This is a genomic window from Bradyrhizobium sp. USDA 3256, from assembly GCF_054058275.1.
This window is the reverse complement of sequence record NZ_JBSSAE010000002.1, coordinates 1,082,790-1,101,737: the sequence shown is the minus strand read 5'-3', so window position 1 is coordinate 1,101,737 and position 18,948 is coordinate 1,082,790. Positions and strand designations below refer to the sequence as shown.

At 59.0% G+C, this 18,948-nt stretch carries 18 protein-coding genes; 3 read left to right on the top strand and 15 right to left on the bottom strand.

Annotation, left to right across the window (positions count from 1 at the left end):
• Positions 1–938 precede the first annotated feature (938 nt).
• From cysN to noeE, 3 genes are all read right to left on the bottom strand, one after another.
• Positions 939–2,822 (bottom strand): sulfate adenylyltransferase subunit CysN, encoded by a 1,884-nt coding sequence (gene cysN / locus ACVWY5_RS06775; RefSeq protein ID WP_028336484.1) that lies wholly within the window; start codon positions 2,820–2,822, stop codon positions 939–941.
• On the bottom strand, positions 2,822–3,721 hold the full coding sequence (gene cysD / locus ACVWY5_RS06770; RefSeq protein ID WP_028336483.1) for a sulfate adenylyltransferase subunit CysD: 900 nt from the start codon (positions 3,719–3,721) through the stop codon (positions 2,822–2,824). The genes cysN and cysD overlap by 1 nt, the downstream gene beginning before the upstream one ends.
• A 263-nt stretch (positions 3,722–3,984) precedes the next feature.
• Positions 3,985–5,184, bottom strand: coding sequence for a nodulation protein NoeE (gene noeE / locus ACVWY5_RS06765; protein WP_063616640.1), 1,200 nt, complete (start codon positions 5,182–5,184; stop codon positions 3,985–3,987).
• A 750-nt stretch (positions 5,185–5,934) separates the two neighbouring features.
• On the opposite strand from noeE, the gene ACVWY5_RS06760 reads away from it, so the two are divergent.
• The gene (locus ACVWY5_RS06760) at positions 5,935–6,426 is read left to right on the top strand and encodes a MarR family transcriptional regulator (protein WP_321177576.1); all 492 of its coding nucleotides are present in this window, start codon (positions 5,935–5,937) and stop codon (positions 6,424–6,426) included.
• Between the two features lie 1,075 nt (positions 6,427–7,501).
• Here the strand turns inward: ACVWY5_RS06760 and ACVWY5_RS06755 are convergent.
• The gene (locus tag ACVWY5_RS06755; protein ID WP_080667195.1) at positions 7,502–7,687 is read right to left on the bottom strand and encodes a hypothetical protein; all 186 of its coding nucleotides are present in this window, start codon (positions 7,685–7,687) and stop codon (positions 7,502–7,504) included.
• 597 nt (positions 7,688–8,284) lie between these two features.
• On the opposite strand from ACVWY5_RS06755, the gene ACVWY5_RS06750 reads away from it, so the two are divergent.
• Entirely contained in the window at positions 8,285–8,419 is a 135-nt protein-coding gene (locus ACVWY5_RS06750; protein WP_321177018.1) for a hypothetical protein, read from the top strand.
• Positions 8,420–8,692: 273 nt separating this feature from the next.
• On the opposite strand, the gene ccoS is transcribed toward ACVWY5_RS06750, so the two are convergent.
• The 11 genes from ccoS to ACVWY5_RS06695 all read right to left on the bottom strand — a co-directional run bounded on the left by ccoS (position 8,693) and on the right by ACVWY5_RS06695 (position 18,053).
• Positions 8,693–8,920 (bottom strand): cbb3-type cytochrome oxidase assembly protein CcoS, encoded by a 228-nt coding sequence (gene ccoS, locus ACVWY5_RS06745; protein ID WP_038377776.1) that lies wholly within the window; start codon positions 8,918–8,920, stop codon positions 8,693–8,695.
• Positions 8,920–11,106 carry a heavy metal translocating P-type ATPase gene (locus ACVWY5_RS06740; RefSeq protein WP_028336481.1) on the bottom strand — a complete coding sequence of 729 codons (2,187 nt, stop codon included), beginning with the start codon at positions 11,104–11,106 and terminating at the stop codon, positions 8,920–8,922. The genes ccoS and ACVWY5_RS06740 overlap by 1 nt, the downstream gene beginning before the upstream one ends.
• 12 nt (positions 11,107–11,118) lie before the next feature.
• Positions 11,119–11,619: a FixH family protein gene (locus tag ACVWY5_RS06735; RefSeq protein WP_028336480.1), complete on the bottom strand. Its 501-nt coding sequence runs from the start codon at positions 11,617–11,619 to the stop codon at positions 11,119–11,121.
• A gap of 22 nt (positions 11,620–11,641) precedes the next feature.
• On the bottom strand, positions 11,642–13,099 hold the full coding sequence (ccoG, locus tag ACVWY5_RS06730; RefSeq protein WP_028336479.1) for a cytochrome c oxidase accessory protein CcoG: 1,458 nt from the start codon (positions 13,097–13,099) through the stop codon (positions 11,642–11,644).
• 88 nt (positions 13,100–13,187) lie between these two features.
• Entirely contained in the window at positions 13,188–14,060 is an 873-nt protein-coding gene (ccoP, locus tag ACVWY5_RS06725; protein WP_028336478.1) for a cytochrome-c oxidase, cbb3-type subunit III, read from the bottom strand.
• A gap of 6 nt (positions 14,061–14,066) precedes the next feature.
• Positions 14,067–14,231, bottom strand: a complete 165-nt coding sequence (locus ACVWY5_RS06720) for a cbb3-type cytochrome c oxidase subunit 3 (protein ID WP_028336477.1) — start codon at positions 14,229–14,231, stop codon at positions 14,067–14,069.
• A gap of 9 nt (positions 14,232–14,240) precedes the next feature.
• A complete protein-coding gene (gene ccoO, locus ACVWY5_RS06715) occupies positions 14,241–14,975 on the bottom strand; it encodes a cytochrome-c oxidase, cbb3-type subunit II (protein ID WP_028336476.1) in 735 nt (244 codons plus the stop codon).
• Positions 14,976–14,983: 8 nt separating this feature from the next.
• The gene (ccoN, locus tag ACVWY5_RS06710) at positions 14,984–16,636 is read right to left on the bottom strand and encodes a cytochrome-c oxidase, cbb3-type subunit I (protein WP_028336475.1); all 1,653 of its coding nucleotides are present in this window, start codon (positions 16,634–16,636) and stop codon (positions 14,984–14,986) included.
• Positions 16,637–16,672: 36 nt separating this feature from the next.
• Entirely contained in the window at positions 16,673–17,035 is a 363-nt protein-coding gene (locus tag ACVWY5_RS06705; protein ID WP_310881337.1) for a hypothetical protein, read from the bottom strand.
• 421 nt (positions 17,036–17,456) lie between these two features.
• Positions 17,457–17,762 (bottom strand): hypothetical protein, encoded by a 306-nt coding sequence (locus ACVWY5_RS06700; protein WP_321177019.1) that lies wholly within the window; start codon positions 17,760–17,762, stop codon positions 17,457–17,459.
• Between the two features lie 69 nt (positions 17,763–17,831).
• Complete coding sequence (locus ACVWY5_RS06695; RefSeq protein ID WP_028352304.1) at positions 17,832–18,053, bottom strand: hypothetical protein; 222 nt, start codon at positions 18,051–18,053, stop codon at positions 17,832–17,834.
• Between the two features lie 603 nt (positions 18,054–18,656).
• Between ACVWY5_RS06695 and ACVWY5_RS06690 the strand changes: the two genes are divergently transcribed.
• Positions 18,657–18,944: a hypothetical protein gene (locus tag ACVWY5_RS06690; protein ID WP_321177020.1), complete on the top strand. Its 288-nt coding sequence runs from the start codon at positions 18,657–18,659 to the stop codon at positions 18,942–18,944.
• Positions 18,945–18,948 lie beyond the last annotated feature (4 nt).

Here is an 18,948-nt window from a genome sequence, read left to right as displayed (position 1 = left end):
TCGCGTGACAAGCAGTGCTGGGCCATCGCCGGCGCGCGAGCCGCGTTAAATTCAACTCTTCACTTTGCCATCAACACCCACGCACCTTAAGCTCAATGGCCGTCGCATCAGCATTTCGCACAAGATGAAGACCCGACGAAGTCGCCGTCTTTGCAGACGACCTCATTGCTGGACCGAGAGCGGACTTTGTAGGAGAATAGGCGCCGGCAGAAGCGCTGAAGGAGTTGTTACAGTGAGAGGCGGAGCCGCGATGGCCGCGTTGAATCTGCTCCCTTCCAATCTCGATCGATGTGTTCAGATCGGATCCGGAAACTCGGATCGTCGAACCCATGCTAGCCGAGGTAGCTGACGAGAAGCTGACGCGCAGGACGCCAAGCGTCTATGGCGCCGCTTTTATTGGGACCACGCTAGTCTAGCGCGATCGCGCCAGATCAGTTACCGGCAATCAATCGCCCGCTCGCCGAATGCGACTAGCCCCCGGAAGGACGCGAGACACCCTTATCGAGCGCCAGAGACCGAGGGCAGATAGTCGAGACGCTGTGCGGCTCAGCTTCATGAGAGCACGGCGCAAGCCACACGCGCAAGAAACAGCGTGAAGCGAAAACTCTCAAGCAACTGGAAGTCGGACTTCTTCTCTGGCCTTTGTCCTGGCGTCGTAGATTCTGACCTGGAGCATGGGACGGCGCTTCTTGAGTTCCTGCGCTCCCGCAAAGGCCCCGTCTCTGGTCGCGAATTCGGTTTTCAATTGACCGTCGATTTCGAGCACATAACCAGAAGCAGGCAATCGACGTGTAGACGCGACCATTTTGTTCCCTTGGAGCATGAGTCCGATTGATTCTTGTGCTTAACCCGAGTCGCCTTGGCCAGGCCACCAGATTGGTGAGGGGTACCTGTTGCTAAATCGATGGTGCGATGCGAGGTGATAGACTCGGTGGACACTAACCGCCAAGAATTTCGCGCGCCATCAAGACATCGATCACGGCTTGGGCCATTTGCTCAGGCGTCTGCTCCATAGTCCTGAGATGAATTTCAGGTCTTATCGGCGCTTCGTAGGACGCATCGATGCCGGTGAAGTTCTTGATCTTTCCGGACTTCGCCTTTGAATAAAGACCTTTGGGATCGCGCCGCGCGCATTCTTCGATCGGCGTATCGACAAAGACTTCGACAAATTCCTCCTTTCCGACCAGACTGCGCACCATGTCCCGTTCGGACCTGTGGGGCGAGATGAATGAACAAATTGCGATCAAACCACTGTCCGCGATCAACTTGGCCACTTCCCCGGCACGACGAATATTTTCCATGCGGTCGGCCTCGGAGAAGGATAGGTCGGCGTTTAATCCGTGCCGCAGGTTGTCCCCATCCAACAGCATGGCATGCCGGGACATTGCAAACAGCTTTTGATCGACGATGTTGGCAATAGTCGACTTTCCTGCGCCGGACAGGCCGGTAAACCAAATGATGCAAGGCTTCTGGTTCTTGAGGGCGGCCCGCTCCTTCCGTCCCACTGCAACGGGTTGCCAAGCGATGTTGGCAGCCCGCCGCAGTGGACATGCGATCATCCCTGCTGCGACCGTACGGTTGGTATATCGGTCGATGACGATAAATGATCCGGTCTTGCGATTGGCCCCGTAAGGATCGAACGCCGCGGGCAGTGCGGTTGAGACATTGCAAAAACCGATCTCGTTGAGGCCAAGCGTCCTGGCTGCCAGGTGCTCCCGCGTATTGACTTCAATCCGATGATTGATCGCGGTAATGCTTCCGGCTGTGGTCTGCGGTCCGATGCGCAGAATGTAGTTGCGCCCGACAACGAGCGGGTCCTCATCCATCCAGATCAGATGAGCGGCGAATTGGTCGGCAAGCTCCGGCCGCTCGGTCGGACGCGCCAGGAGATCGCCACGGCCAATATCGATTTCGTCTTCAAGAGTAATCGTGATTGCATCGCCGGCGCCGGCGCGGGACAGATCGCCGCTGTGCGTCACAATCCGTCTGACGCGTGCGGTTCGTCCAGACGCTGCGACAACGATCTCGTCTCCCACCGAGATGCTTCCCGAAGCCACGGACCCCGCATAACCGCGGAAATCCAGGTCGGGCCGGTTCACCCACTGCACCGGAAAGCGGAAAGCCTGGCCGGCGGTGCCGGATTGGATATCAATGCTCTCAAGGTGACCGAGCAGGCATGGACCATCGTACCAGTGCGTGTTGCCGGAGCGATTGACGACATTGTCGCCGTACCTGGCAGAGATCGGGATCGGAACGATCGAGTCGAAGCCAAGATCGCCGGCAAAGGTCACATAGTCGGCGAAGATCCGATCAAAGGTCTCTTTGCTGTAGTCAACGAGGTCGATCTTGTTCACGGCCAGGACGAGCTGACGGATACCAAGGAGCGAACAGATGAATGAGTGACGCTTGGTTTGGACCAGTACGCCCTTGCGGGCATCGATGAGGATGACGGCGAGCTGGGCATTCGAAGCGCCCGTTGCCATATTGCGGGTATATTGCTCGTGGCCGGGCGTATCAGCCACCATGAACGAGCGCCGCTCCGTCCCAAAGAAACGATAGGCCACATCGATCGTGATGCCTTGCTCTCGTTCGGCTTCAAGTCCGTCGACGAGCAGCGCGAAATCGATCTCGCGGCCGGTAGTGCCGTGCTTGGCGCTGTCCCGTTCCAGCGCCGTCATCTGATCCTTGTAAATCATCTTGCTGTCGTGGAGCAGCCGGCCGATCAGCGTCGATTTCCCGTCATCCACCGAACCGCATGTGATGAATCGCAGCTGGTCCTTTGGCTTGGCCTGGACGGATTCCGTTATCGGTTTGGCAAGCATCAAAAGTAGCCTTCCCGCTTCTTCTTCTCCATCGAAGCGGCTTCATCGGCATCAATCAGGCGGCCCTGGCGCTCCGACACTGTCGTGGTCTGCATCTCTGCGACAATGTCTTCGATCGTTGCCGCATCGGATTCAATAGCCCCGCTTAACGGATAGCATCCCAGTGTGCGGAAACGGATCATCCGCATTTGCGGCGTCTCGCCAGTCAAAAGCGGCAATCGCTTATCGTCGATCATGATCGTCGCGCCATTTCGACGCACGATCGGTCTTTGCTTTGCGAAGTAGAGCGGGACGACCGGGATCTTCTCGCGCATGATATATTCCCACACGTCGAGCTCAGTCCAGTTTGACATTGCGAACACGCGCATGGTTTCGCCCTGGCGAATCCGAGTGTTGAACAGGTTCCAGAGCTCCGGCCGCTGGTTACGGGGGTCCCATACGTGCCCGGCCGAACGGAAGGAGAGAATCCGCTCTTTTGCGCGGCTCTTTTCCTCATCACGGCGGGCACCGCCAAAAGCAGCATCAAATTCGTGGAGGTCGAGCGCCTGTTTCAGGGCGTCTGTCTTCATCACTTGGGTATGAAGCGCGGAGCCGGAGTCGATCGGATTGATCCCGCGCTCGATGCCCTCCCTGTTTACATGAACGATCAGATCGAGGCCGAGCCGCTTGGCTACCGCGTCCCGGAAGCTGATCATCTCGCGGAACTTCCAGGTCGTGTCGACGTGGAGCAGGGGAAAAGGTAACTTTCCGGGATAGAAGGCCTTGATCGCAACGTGCAGCATCACGCTCGAGTCTTTTCCGATCGAGTAAAGCATGACCGGCTTTTTGAACTCGGCGACCACGTCACGCATGATTTCGATCGATTCAGCCTCAAGACGGCGCAGATGTTTAGGCAGCATGTGTTCTTTTCGATGCAGGATCTTTGTTCTTCGCCGGTCGACGGCTGCAGCCAAGATAAGAGCGACCGGGGGCGAACAACTGCTCGCCATGACGCGCGGCTCGCCGCAAAACTTATGTGCAACCTGGATCCGCAGATCGGAGCGCATTCAACCGCTGGTGCGGCCGCAGCCTGCGCCAGTCATCCGGCGCGCAGACAACTCGTTGCGGGCTAACTACTGGCTAAATCAGCCAGCGTGTTTTGATCGCAAGCATCCAGATCACCCTATTGCATATTGAGGGCCCGCTCAAGCCGCTCGACCTCGCCGCGCAAAATCTCGATGGCCGCGTCGCGATTTTGAGTGGCATCCAGCACCGCAGCGCGCTCAGCTTCGGAGGCCAACAGCACGTGTTGCAACTGAGCCGCGATGGGGCTGTCGGATGCTGAACGAACGCTCTTGGAAACCTCAGGACCGGTGCCGACTGATTCGCCGGTTTGAGATTGGCCGGACAATGCTCCTGCCTTGCTACTGCGCAAATCCCACCAGGCTCGGAATATCCGACGATAGAGTTCGGTTAGTTCCCCTCCCCTATCCACCACTCCGGCTTGCCGCGCATGCAGCAGGTCTTGCTCATACCCGAGTTCGATCAAAAGGTCAGCGCCGACCAGATCGGTCACCGTTTGCATCTCTTCAGCGCTCAATTGGGATTGCCACGCTTTGACAGAGCTTTCATCGACCGCGCTTCGCTCCAGGATTTTTCGGTCTCCGAAGCTGCTGGATCGAAGATAATCTGCTTGTTCCATCCCGGCGGACGCAGCGGCCGCTGGAGCACAGCCAAGCGCCGCCAGTAGGCGCCGGACTTCCTGATCCGGATGCGCCACGAGCAGTTCGTATTGTACCAGCTGCGTCCGCGGCCGAGTGCGGTGCGCGGCGAGCCTGGGAAGGCCCAGAACCAGATCGGCGAGTGACGATATTATGCCATCGGGCAGGCGGAGCATGAGATCAGCGAGAGCAGATACGCTGACCGGATAGGTGTTCTCTGCCCGGAGCGGGATGCCCCACGTCGATTTCAGTGAAGCAGCGATGGCATAAGGATTGCGCATCAGCAGGATGTGTGGCGCTTCTGGATAGACCGCTTCGAGAAATTCCAGCGTCGTCCAATAGCGCGGTGTCTTGTCTATGATGATGCGCTTGCCCGTTGCCGCCAGATACTGGCTGTACGCAGTGTCGGCAAAAGCCCGGCAGGCCAACGTGCGATCTATCCGTCCCAAAAATTCGGACGTGGCAGCCTCAATCAGCGAGGGTCCTGCCGGATGTCGCTGATCGACCCTGCCAAACGCCTCAAGTGCCAGCATCAACCAGGGTTCAGGCGGAGCCACAATGTAGGGATGGTGCTGGAGCAAGTGCGCCAGGAGCGTCGTCCCGGATCGCGGGAGGCCGAGAAGAAAGCAGACCGCAGGCGAACGCTCAAAACCACCACCCATAATTCAGATCCTCATGCCTAAAACGCGAACTCCGAGCACTCGTTCGATCGAACGCCGGCCGAGGGATCACGTGAGGCGGCCGCTGCGCAGCACGCATCAACCGAGAAGATTTTCGCTTGCAACTGATCTTTGAGAGCTGCTGAGTTCGACGGATTTGTGACGCGATCACAGAAGCATTTCGCTGCCCCCCGTTGCTCACACAGCTAAGTCGAAATCAAAGTCCAGCTCAAGTCTACCAAGATTGGCTGTACACATGGAAAAGTTGGAAAGAACTATACGGACGTTTACCGGATAAACGCCTTTCGCCGCAGGGCGTTGTTACGTCGACCCGATGCCGATGTGGCCCCTGAAACGTAAATGCGACACGCGCCTCCGTAAGGCTCGGCATGCGCCAGAGAAATTCGGCGGGAGAGCGGACAAGCCGGCGAGTGGGAAGGAAGCAGACCATAATCGCGGTATCTCACCTGGCAGGCGCATCGATCCGACCGGCGTGCATAATCGATCCGCCGCAAGTTCCCCGTGAATGCCGCCGCCGATGAGCAGGTCTCCCCGAACAGCTACGGCCCTTGCGCGCGCTTACCATCCGTCCGGACCGTACCAAGTATTTGATTTGCTTGCTCCTACCGCGTTGTACCAACCTCCAATACGCGCTAAGGGAAGCTGGTGAAGGATGGAACCTGACCTACGATGCCGCCGGATATGCCCGGTCCAGCCAGCGCGCTTGGCAGTGTCTCTACTGACGGACTGGAGATGATCCGGCCGTTCATGTGGGAGATCAGATCGATCAGTGCGTGTCTCGAAGAGCTTGCGAGATTCCGAGCCAATGTCCTTGGCATCACTGGGCCACAGTGGATGATCCTGATGGCGGTGGCCTACTTGGGCAAGGAAAACGGTGTCCCCGTCAACTTGGTGTCAAAGTTGATGCATGTCGACCCTTCCTTTGTCACGACCCACTCAAAGCTGCTCGAGAAAAATGGATTCCTGCGGCGTAAGCACTGTGCAAGCGATGCTCGGGTCGTGCAGATGACGCTGACGGCCAAAACTCGCAAAGGTCTATTAACTTTGGCCACACAACAGCAAGCACTCGATGAACTCGCTTCTGATGAATTCGGGGTTAGCGGATCAAGCGAGTTCATCACCAAGCTGGCCGCAATCAGGCATCGTCTAGAGAAGGTCCGCCGTCAGAGCGGTTCTGGCCTTCCGAAGACCAAAGGCACGACCGTCAGAAATGACGCTCGGTAGCCATGTCGACGCTTCCAGTCTTCGAGTTTTTCTTGAAACAGCGCGGACGAAGATGGCTGTGGTCCGTATATACCGCCGAAGGCACGCGGGTGATGACGGGTTCAGGACGCAGCCGCTCCGCCGCAAGATATCAAGCCAACCGAGCGCTGTTTCTATTGCTGCTGAGTGCACCGTATCGTTCGGAAGCTCGAGCTAGGCGCACGCTTACGCCCAAACCTTAACCTCCGATCATCGTCGAGGAACGCGCTACTCGCATCGTTATTCCTGTCGGCTACATTATGAGCCAGTGGACCAGTGGTCCGTCCGGAGTACAGAATCTTCTCTCAGACCATCGCAACTTTCGTCACTGTGATCAGCCGAGCGGATCCGATCGCAGTAACAACGAGACAGCTGAATCTGGCACTGGCACGATCGCTTGGGCGCAACGACCAAGCGCCTTCTAAAAGCTCAAAGATGCCGGGCGCTGGAGGCTGCTCAGCAATCCCGAAGCTCCAGCCAGCACGTAAGTGAAAAGCTCATCTCTCCATCTGCAATCGATCATTGGTCCTGCGAAGCTACGAAAATCTTTGGACTCGCGGCCAATCACGGACACTCGTTCTGCCCTGCGCCGGCGACGCTCCTTGTCCGGGCAACCGAACGTGAGGTCGTAATCGATAAGCTCTTCTCCGACCAGCTAGTTGAGGGCTCCGGGACCTCTTCAAAGCTGATCCACCGCGGAACCAAGCGGCCAGGCCTCTGGCGGGTACACGCCGAGAAGCAGACAGACAGACGTTCGTCGCATTCAGAATGCAGGCTGTACTCACTGGGTTCGCAGGATTCGACATTTCGCATTATAGCGCTTCAACCATGCTACTCTCTCGGTATCAGCGGCAACAATCGCGATGATGAAATCGATAGGAAATTAGCTGGGCTCGAAGAGGAAATCAGTGCGCTCAAAAACTAGCGTGCAGGGCCCAGCAGAATTTGAGCCTGTAGACCGCTCGCGGAAATCCGCAAGACGTGTTGCGACACTGACCCAACAACCAATAAGGGCGGCCCGCGAGCCGCCCTACTGTACCGATCACCTGCGCATAAGCTAACGCTGGTGTCCCAGTCCGATTCCCAGATGTAAGGCCTTCTGGCGTAGCGCACCGACAGAGCGCTTGGTCATTTTTGATATTTTTATGACCGGGGTCCGAGCCTTTGAATGGACCTTCAGCTCTTTGATATCTGCCTTGGTCCACTCACGCCGCTTAACGCGTTTCTTGGTTGCTTTTTTCACAATGAATGCTCCTTTTGAGAGGAGCGGCTTGTAACATAGTTTTTTCACAGGGACGACCGTAAAAAGAGGCAACATAGAACTCGCGAAAAGATGCAAGCTCGGTCATACCTTTAGAAGACAATAGCTAAAGGGGGCAGCCCGGTCGTAAACTTTGTGGAGGTTCGTGTTGAGAGACCGCCACGAATTTGGCGAATGCAGCCCTTGTAATCGCCGCACCGCTGTTTGAAACCAAGCAGGTTATAACAAGTCTTTGAAAACCATGAGCAAGCGAATTGCGATTAGCCTGAGAACTGCGCTGGGTCGTGGTTTGTATCAAGGTTAGAAGGGATCGTATGAACAGCTTTCACTTCTTTTGACGAAAGCGTGAGAGCGACAAACCATTATTTCGTTCGTGGTGATATCCTCGATGGCCAACAATTTTAGGCTCAATCGCCGGTGTTCGTCCAGATGGCCTCCTATGTCATGCATGCATATTGCCGCGGGGCGACGAAGCCGAAGCTTGATCGTTCAACTCGAAGCCGTCGCTTGGCGATAGGTTGCCGCCGCATCGAGCCATGTACCCCCCGCCGTATTGGCGGTTAGGTGCAGCGAGCAGCCGTGTCCATCGAGCATTCTCGCTGGACCTTGCCGAATAATGCGACATCGCCAGCCCGGTTGATTTCCGATCGAAAAATTGCGATGATCGATGAGGCTGCAGCTGCTGGGGCCGTGCTCGAAGGCGACGGCTACTGAAGACGCAATACAACAATCGTTGTCCCCGACACCTGCTCGCCATCGGTAGCCGCACGGCCAACCGAGCAGCCGTTGCTGATCATGGCGCGCGTTGCCTCCATCAACAAGCCACTCGCTGCCCGCCTTGCGATCGCTTGCCCCCGCAGTAGTAGTGACTGGACGGGCGAGCTAGAGCGTTTCACGTTTTGATAGAAGCGTATCCTGCGTTTTCGAAGTAGTTGCCGCATTCGTGGGGCTGGATGGTCGTGATGAGGCTGCCGACCGTGAACCGCTCTAGTACTCACCTGCACAGCGTTGACGACCGCTTCCGCAAAAGCGCTGGTCCATTTGCACTATTTGGACCGGCGCCGAGGGCTCGTCGGGCTCATCATCGGTGATTGCGCGCCAGGCCGCCCCGTCGAGATCGTCATACTGGCCACTCTTCAGCGACCACAGAAAGCCCAGCAGGCCGACGAAGCCGAGCGAAAGTGCGAGCGGAACCAGATAGACCAGGACTTCCATCAGGCTGCCTCGCTCCTACGTGCCCGCAGCGCATTAAGCATAACCAGTACCGACGAACCTGACATCGCCGCAGCGGCAATCAGCGGTGTCACCAGGCCGGCGATCGCAATGGGTACGGCCAGGACGTTATAGACGACAGCAAGCCAGAGATTCTGCCGCATCAGCCGCAGCGCCCTGCGCGAGCCTCTGACCGCCGTCATCACTGGCCCGAGACGCTGACCAAGGAAGACCGCATCAGCGACTGCCTGGCTCATCTGGGTGGCAGTGACAGGCGACATCGAGGCATACGCCGCAGCGAGCGCGGGTGCGTCGTTCAAGCCGTCGCCGACCATCAACACCTTGTACCCCTGGCTGGTCAGACCCTCGATCCGAGCGACCTTGTCCATAGGCGAGACGTTGGCGCGCCACTTGATAATGCCGAGCGTCTCGGCCGCGCGCCGAACAGCGGGCTCACGATCCCCCGAAACGATCTCCACCATGATACCAAGACGCGCGAGGCCCGCGACGACCTCGGCCGCGTCTGGCCGTATCCGTTGCCGGATGGCGAAGACATGCCTGGCGTCGCCATGGCTGAACGCGACGACAGAGGCCTCGGGATCACGGCACAGGATCTCGTCTGCGAGGCTGTCGGCACCGCAGAACGAGGGGTGGCCAAGCCGAATCGGCGCCCCATCATAGCAACCGTGGACGCCCCGCCCGGGCTCCTCTTCGATATCGGCCAGCGGCTCGCTTGCGCCGGCAGCTCGCACGACGGCGACGGCGATCGGATGGCGGCTCGACAGTGCCAACCGGCCTGCCAATTTGATGACATCGTCGGGAATGGCGGCAAGGTTGGCGACGTCGAGCTCGGGCAGCGTCAGCGTACCGGTTTTGTCGAAGATCACTCGGTCCACCTCGCCAATACGCTCGATCGCATCCCCGGCATTGAGCAGCACGCCGGAACGGAATAGTGCGCCGGAGGCCACGGTCTGCACCGCGGGAATCGCCAGGCCCAGCGCGCAAGGGCAGGTGATGATCAAGACCGCAATCGCGGTGACGACCGAATCATGGAAGGTTGCGCCGGAGGCCAGCCAACCCAGCATCGTCAGGAGGGCCGTTGTGTGAACGATCGGTGCATAGAGCCGCGACGCGCGCTCGGCGAGGCGCAGATAGCGCGAGCGCGCTTGCAAGGCATGATCAAGTAGCCTGGAAATCTCGGCAAGCAGCGTGCCGTCCCAGGCCGTTGCCGCGCGAACGCGCAAGGTGCCGGATCGGACCAACGTGCCGGCGAACACCGCACTACCAGTAGCCGCAATCGCCGGCGAGGTCTCGCCGGTAACGAGGCTTTGATCGACCTCGGAGTATCCCTCGATTACGTTGCCGTCGACGGTACAGCACTCGCCGGGTCGCACCAGCACGATATCTCCCGGTTCGATCGCCGCCACCGGAACGGTTCTGATCTCGGTCGGGCTTATGAACTTCGCCGCAGTCTCCGCCTTCAGTGCAGCAAGGTTGCTGGCGAAGGCGCGGGTGCGCCGCCTCATGTTCTGGTCGAGATAGCGGCCTGCGAGCAGGAAGGCGATCAACATGATCGCCGCATCGAAATAGGCGTGCTCGGCATGACCGATGGTCTCGATCACCGAAGTTGCCAAGGCGAGCAGGATGCCGATGCTGATCGGCACGTCCATATTGGCTCCGCGCGCCCGCAGCGCAGTAAAAGCGGAAGAGAAGAACGGTTGCGCGCAATAAGCCGCGGCCGGCAGGACGATCAGCGCGGAGAGCCAATGAAAGAAGTCGCGCTGCTCCGGCAGCATGTCCGACACATTTCCGGACCATACCGGGATCGACAGCATCATCACGTTCATCGCGGCAAAGGCGGCGACGCCCAGCCGCCGCAGCAAGCTCTGTGCCCTCTCCGCCTCCAGCGTCTCCGCATTGTCCCGCTGGAAGGGATAAGCCCGATAGCCTAATTCGGCCAGCCGCTTGACAAATAGCGCTGGATCGAGCGCTCCTGCCTTCCACTCGAGCGCCAGCCGGTTTTCGGTGAGGTTCACGCGGGCCGAGGTCACATCCGGAATGCTCGACAGATTGCGCTCGATCTTGCCCATGCAGCCCGCGCAATTGATGCCCTCCACCGCGAGGTCGAGCTGAACGAGGCCCGCGCCTGCCCTCTTTAGAAAGTGAGAAAAATCGATGTCTGCCTGCATGAGTATGTACTCTCAGTTCAGGATGACGCGGTTTTTCGATACAAACATGCGGCGGCCATTGGCATCGCCCTCGATCACGAGATCCCACTGTCCGACAGCAACGCCCGAGGCACTTCCCCGGTAAGTTCCAACACTGGCCTGCGAAACATCAATCGCCCGATCGGCCCGACGGTCGACCGGGCGCTCGAGCCGGGCGACGAAATTCATTCCGGCGACAGGCGCGCCTGAGCGGTCGCGCACGTCGATCGCGAGCACAGCTTCACCGTCTGGCTGCCGGTAGATATGCCCCTGCACCTGCCAGCTTCGCTCGTTCTGCTGCCGTGCCGCGATGATCTCACGCTCATAGGCGAGGCTCGCGCTATAGGCGCTGTCAACCTCCGCCCCCGGCAAGGTCGTGATGGCAAAGCGCATCATTACCAGATTGGCGCCAATCACGACCGAAAAGAAGGTGAGTATGGCGATCAGGACGAAGTGTCCGGTGATGGCCCGTGCGACTGGAATTGATGCGGTCATGGTCAGATTCCGACAGTGATCGTTAGGGGAGGACGAAATGATCCGTTGAGGAGGCGACCTCGCCGAGGCCAATGTCGGCGACCCGAAACCTCACCGGCATCGAGCGTTGCGATTTGTCGTCAACCGGCGCTGTCAGCAGCACGCGCAGTTCTGTCGTCGTATCGCGAGCCAAGACGATCATCGGTCGATCGACCGTCACCGAATCGGCGCCGACGACGTGGACGGACGTTTCGGGCGGCCCGTCGACGTCGATCGCGATCACGCGATCGAAGCCGCGCTTGTTGAGCAGGCGCACCGTATAGCCGTTGCGAACCGAACCGTCGCTGAGCCTGACCGCCACGGGATTGCGGTCGTGTAGGACGCTGAGATCGAGCAGCGTTCTCGACAACAGCCCATAAAGCATCACGGCGCAGACGACCGCGATCAAAATAGCGTAGACGAGCGTGCGGGGCCGTACCGGCTTGAATAGCTCCGACCTGCCGTCCATCCGCCGCCGAATATTGATGTCGTTGTCGTAACCGATCAGGCCGGCTTTGCGCCCGATCTTCCTCATGACGGCATCGCAGGCGTCGATGCATAGCCCGCACTGGATACAGCCCAGCTGGGCGCCGTTGCGGATATCGATCCCGGTCGGGCACACCGCCGCGCATTGATTGCAATCGATGCAGTCCCCGGCCCTTTCGCCGCGCGCGCGCAGATAGAATGATTTCTTCAATGAGCAGCGCTGCTCGCCGCGGTCGTACTTGTAGGTGACATTGAGGGCCCATTCGTCGGTGAGCGCGGCCTGGATGCGCGGCCACGGGCACATATAAACGCAAACCTGCTCGCGCATGTAGCCAGCCAGCAGATACGTCGAAGCGGTCAGGACCCCAATCCAGATATAGCCGATTGCGGGCGCTTGGAACGTCGCCAGATCGCGCACCAAGGTCGGCGCGTCGGCGAAGTAGAGCACCCAGGCGCCACCGGTCCACCAAGCGATCATCAACCAGATTCCATGCTTCAGCACGCGCCTTGCCACGCGCCCCGCTGTCATTGGGCGTGCGGCGGCCTTCAGCCGATCGCGACGGTCGCCCTCGACCCAGCGCTCGAGCGCATAGAACAGGTCGGTCCAGACCGTCTGCGGACAGAGATAGCCACACCACATCCGCCCGCCCAGCGCGTTCATCAGGAACAGGGCCATCGCGGCAAGCACGAGCAAACCGGTGAAGTAATAGAGCTCTTGCGGCCACAGCTCGATGAAGAAGAAGTAGAACCGCCGGTTCGGGAAATCGAGCAACACCGCCTGATCGGGAGCGCCGAGGCCACGATGCCAACGCACGAATGGCAGCAGGTAGTAGATGCCGAGACAGACCGCCATCAGCCGCCATTTGATCGTGCGGAAAGTACCGTGGACGCTCTGCGGATAGACCTTGCTTTGCGCCACATAGAGGGGTGCATCCTCGTCGATCACCGGGTCATCGAGCGAAACGGTCTTGTTCACGGCGGGCTTCATGACCGACCTCACATCGGGCGCGGATGATCACGTTGATCCGAGTCAACGGCGCCGCAGGATTTGCGGCCCATCTCGCCTATTGTCCGCCGCCGAGCGAATGCACATAGACGGCAAGTGCCTTGACTGTGACGGGATCTAGCCGCCCGCTCCAAGCCGGCATAATGCCGGCACGGCCATAGCTGATGGTCTCGACCAGCGAGTCCTCGTCCGAGCCGTACAGCCAAATCCGGTCAGTCAGATTCGGCGCGCCGAGTGCCTGATTGCCCTTGGCGTTCTCGCCATGACAGACCGCGCAATTCTCGGCAAAGATCCTTGTGCCGGCAGCAGCGTCGAAATTGGCTGTCGTGGTCAGGCCTGACAGCGATCGCACGTAATTCGCTACGGTGACAATCTCTGGTTTTGTGAGCATGCCGTCACGGCCGAAGGCCAGCATTTGTCCCTCATGCGCCTTCGCATGTCCGGAACGTGCGCCGAACTGGATGGTCTGCAGGATCTGGTCGAGCGATCCGCCCCACAACCAGTCATCGTCATTGAGATTCGGATACCCCTTGGCACCCGCACCGCCGCTCCCATGGCATGGCGCACAATTGTCCGCGAACACCGTCTTGCCTCGCGCGCGGGCCAATCCCAGCAGGGCAGGATCCTTCTCGATCTCGGTAAGGGACGCTTTGCTCAGCACGACCATCTTCTCGCCGCGCAGCTTCTCAAGACCTGCAAGCTCGTCGACGACGGTGGCGCGCGTCGAATAATCAAACACGCCAGTCGTAAAGCTTGAGAAGAGCGGCCAGGCCGGATAAACGACCCAGTAGCCGATCGCCCAAAGGATCGTGGCGTAGAAACTTAAGATCCACCAGCGCGGCAGCGGCGTGTTGAGTTCCTTTATACCATCCCATTCGTGCCCCGTCGTGGAGCGACCGGAGATGTGATCGATGTCGTTGTGCTCGGTCATGATCTGTCAGTCCCGGCGCAGCGGCATGCGCGCCGCAGAATCAAAACGCCTCTTGTTGCGAGGCCAGAAAGAGTAAATGACGATGGCTACGAAGATGCCGACGAACAACGGCGTCCAGAGTGTCGCGACGAAGCTTGATGCCAGGTTCTCGATGGAAAGAACGGCTTTCATGAGGATCCTTCAGCGCAGGTTGGCTTTTTCGTCGTAGAGCTTGAAATCGATCAGTGTGCCGAGCATCTGCAGGTAGGCGACGAGCGCATCGAGTTCGGTTGGATTGCCGGCGCTGCCGTCGAAATTGCGCACAGTCGCCTTCGGATAGCGCTTCTGGAACGACTCGACGTTGGCGCTATCGGGATCGAGCTGCGTCTTCAGGTCGGCGACAGCGTTCTTGATCTGGTCCTCGGTATAGGGGACGCCGATTGCCCGATTGGTGCGCAGATGTGCGACCATATCGGTCAGATCGACCTCCGTGTTCGCCAGCGACGGATAGCCCGGCATCACCGATTGCGGCACGATAGCGCGCGGATTGATCAAATGCGTGACGTGCCATTCATCGGAATATTTCCCGCCAACACGTGCGAGGTCCGGGCCGGTCCGCTTCGAGCCCCACTGAAACGGGTGGTCATACATGCTCTCAGCGGCCAGCGAGTAATGCCCGTAGCGCTCGACCTCGTCGCGCAACGGCCGGATCATCTGCGAGTGACAGAGATAGCAGCCCTCACGTACGTAGATGTTGCGGCCGGCAAGCTCGAGCGGCGTATACGGCCGCACACCGTCCACCGCCTCGATCGTGCTCTTGAGGTAAAACAACGGCGTGATCTCGACCAGGCCACCGACCGCTATCACGGCAAGGATGCCGGCGATCAAGATGATCGAATTCTTCTCAAAGACCTTGTGTCGGTTCCAGAGCGACATGCGATGACCTATTCCGCGACCTGGAGCGCTCTAGCGTCCTGGATTTGATCGGCTTCCTGTGCGTTCACGGTCATCCAGAGGTTGGCGGCCATGATCAGCGCACCAATCAGGAACAGTGCGCCACCCGCGGCACGGATGATGTAGAAGGGATGCATGGCCTCGACCGACTCGATGAACGAGTACTCGAGGAAACCAAGCGAGGTATAGGCGCGCCACATCAGCCCCTGCAGGATGCCGGACACCCACATCGCGGAGATGTAGAGCACGATTCCGATCGTGGCGATCCAGAAGTGCCAGTTGACGAGCTTGAGGCTATACAGCTGGCGATTCCAAAGCCAAGGAACCAGACAATACAGCGCGCCGAATGATACGAAGCCGACCCAGCCCAGCGCGCCTGAATGCACATGGCCGACCGTCCAATCCGTGTAATGACTGAGCGAATTGACGACCTTGATCGCCATGGTGGGACCTTCGAACGTCGCCATGCCGTAAAAGGCAACCGAGACCACGAGCATGCGTAGCACCGGGTCGGTGCGCAGCTTGTCCCAGGCGCCCGAAAGCGTCATCAGGCCGTTGATCATGCCGCCCCATGAGGGCATCCACAGCATGATCGAGAACGTCATGCCCAGCGTCTGTGTCCAGTCCGGCAACGCCGTGTAGTGTAGATGGTGCGGTCCGGCCCAGATGTAGAGGAAGATCAGCGCCCAGAAGTGGATGATCGACAGGCGGTAAGAATAGACCGGGCGTTCGGCTCTCTTCGGAATGAAGTAGTACATGATCGCCAGGAAGCCTGCGGTCAGGAAGAAGCCGACTGCGTTGTGGCCGTACCACCACTGAAACATGGCATCCTGGACGCCGCCCCAGGCAATGTAGGATTTCGAACCAAACACCGACACCGGCAATGCGGGATTGTTGCCAAGGTGGAGCACTGCAATGGTGACGATAAAGGCGAGATAGAACCAGTTGGCGACGAAGATATGCGGTTCTTTCCGTTTCAACAATGTCGCCAGGAACACCATGAGATAGGTGATCCAGACGATGGTGAGCCAGAGATCGGCGTACCACTCCGGCTCGGCATATTCCTTCGACTGAGTGACACCGAACAGATAGCCGGTGCCCGCGATCACAATGAAGAAATTATAGCCAACGACCACAAACCATGGCGCAAGATCGCCGGCCAGGCGCGTACGGCATGTCTTCTGCACGACGTAGAACGAGGTCGCGACAAGCACATTTCCGCCGAACGCAAAGATCACCGCCGATGTGTGCAGCGGGCGAAGCCGGCCGAAGCTCGTCCAGGGCAGGTCAAAATTCAGTGCAGGCCAGGCAAGTTGCGAGGCGATCAGCAGACCGATGGAAAAGCCCGCAATGCCCCAGAACATCGCCAGCGCCGAGGCGAATTTGATCGGACCGAGATTGTAGTTCGGTCGGCCATTGATCTGCGCCGGCGGTAATTGCGCTGGCCGTTCATAGTAGCGATTGAGGATGACGCCTGCAGCAGCTAGGCTGGCGGCGGAAGCCAGCAATGCATGGAAGGTAAACGCAGAATCGTGCCCCATCGTTCCGGCGAAAAAGAAAACGTAGGCAGAAACTGCGAATACCGACATCAGGCCTGCTTCACCCATGGTCGTGGATTTCGAGGCAGGGGATGGGCTTGTCATGGCTTGGCCTTCTTCGAAAGCGGGATGCTTGGGGAATTATTTTCGGAGAGCTGGGCGATTGGATTCATCAATCGCGAAGCGCTGCGGGAGGCCGTCATCGATCCTACGATCGAGCGCGCGCAGGGTGTGTTCGTTGGGGCAGTCTTTCAGCGGATTTCGATACTTCCCTGTTTGGAGGTCGGCGGCGCAACGGGCCTTCGCCTGACATAGGCCGCACACCCGCTGCAGATCGCGCAATACGTCACCGTGGCAGGCGGCAAGCGCACCCTCGGAAAAACCAGCAAGCGCGAGGCGCTTGCTCAAGAGCTCGGGAGAGCCCGGACTTTGCGCCAGGGCTCGAAAAGCGGGCGTGGACAGATTAAGCTCACGCGCGATCGCATCGACGTCCTGCGGGCTCAAGTAAGCCAGCTCGGATGTCCGAGACAGGCTCGCTCGTAACCGGCTGAGCAAATTCCTCAAACGCCAAGGACCACCGATATGTGCAGGTTGGCTAACCATGTCTCATGTCCCTCGAAGCAGCCATAGCTGCTGGAGGCGGAATTGTTTTTGACCTGCATCAAATAAGATCAACGTGGGAGCAATCGCCCTACCGGCAAGAGGCTTGGCGGAGCGCCGGAGCGAGCCGGCTGAACGAGCGGCCGGCAAGAGTGCCGCAAGGGCGCTTCGTGTCACGCACAACAAGACGCCTGCTGCATTGGCGGCGATAGTATTCGCGAGCTCCTTCGAATTGACGCTCGAAGCGATGTTTTACGAGATCGAGCCCGAACTCGCAGAATGACCACGCCATGAGAGTTCGCGGGACCTGCTAGCCGAAATCAGACTAGCCGCCCCATGCCGGCGGCAATGCAGGCGGTGTTCGAAGCTCCATCGCATCGGCGAAGATGGTCCAATCGCGAACACCTTTTTGCTTGCAGAAGTCGGTCTCGGCCTGCTGTGCAGCAGCACTCAGCGATGCGGCGTCGACCTTGAACGCTGCCTGACAGGCACGATGCTCGTGGCCGGTATCGTCGCAAACGGTCTTAATGAAGCGAACGTTAAATGAAGGCATGACTACCCTCCTTCGGTGGATTTGCTCATCCTTGCCTATTCTGCCATTAGAACCAGGAGAGTATTTGATTTGTCTCAAGCAGCATCCCAAAGCAATTGGCCACTCACCGTGAAAGAGGCTCTTCTGGCGAGTGCCGGCGGCCCGGCACTATCGTCGGCAGGACCGGCGCCCCCATGATCGTAAGCCAATGAGGCGAACCATTCCTATCTCGCTTCTGACGGCCCACCCTGCCGCCGCAATGGCGAAGCCGATGATCAGGCTCGCCGCAGCCAAGGTTTCGATAAGGCCAAGGTTCAGGGCTTCCGCGCCAAAGCCTATGGCTGCGATCAGCGCCGGCAAGGCCACCGACAATGCGAGGCGAGCAATCAATCTAAGATCTCCTTCACGCCGCTCGCTTCATCAATGACACCTGTTGTCATGTCCGATGTCCGTGCGGTGCACTTCAACATTCGCATGATTGTGCGTCCTGCATTTTGATTTCCATCAACCCGGTTGCATCCAGGTTGTCGGAACTGAGGCGCGGCGCTAGCTGATCACCTGAGCGGAACATGCTTGTCCACCCTGCCCGCTCGGGGCGCAGCACGCGCCGTCGGTCGCGCTAGACGCGCACGGCGCATTTTTGACCTGGATCAATACTTCAGCAGTCGCCGACCGATAGAAACGATCTTCCAGAAGGTCACACACATGGCACACAGAAAGACTTGGCGCCCGATCATCTTTTCGTGCCCAAATGCGGGCGACCGGATTCAGGGACTGCTGCCGGACGACGCAGCCGAGCCAGGTGCCAATGACCTGCACCCGATAACCTGCATCGCTCGCGATGGTCCCCACTTCATCGATCCGCGGACCGACTCGATGCTCCGGGCCGAGCGCAGCTAGCCAGTCCGCCTTACGATCGACGCCGTGAAGGAAACGTCCCACCAATAAAGGATGTTTGATATGACAGGAGACCGCGCGAGCCGTGCGTGATATTTGGCTGAAGCTGTCCGCGCGGCGGACAAGTGGTTCGGAATGTCTGGAAGGTTGCTTGAATTGTCAGTCGGCGGCGATGAACACCGTCCAGGATCTAACGGCAACGTGACCTGGGAGCGGATCGAGACGGCGCCCTTTGATCGGGACCTGGAGATTGGCGTGATCGAGGGTAATGCGATTCATCGGCTGGTCTTTCCTTGCCGCCGGATCTTCGGCGGCTGGATCAAGGCGAAGAGCGGGGAACACGTTGCTGTGCAGCCCACGCACTGGCGCATTTGGTTCAAATAGCGCT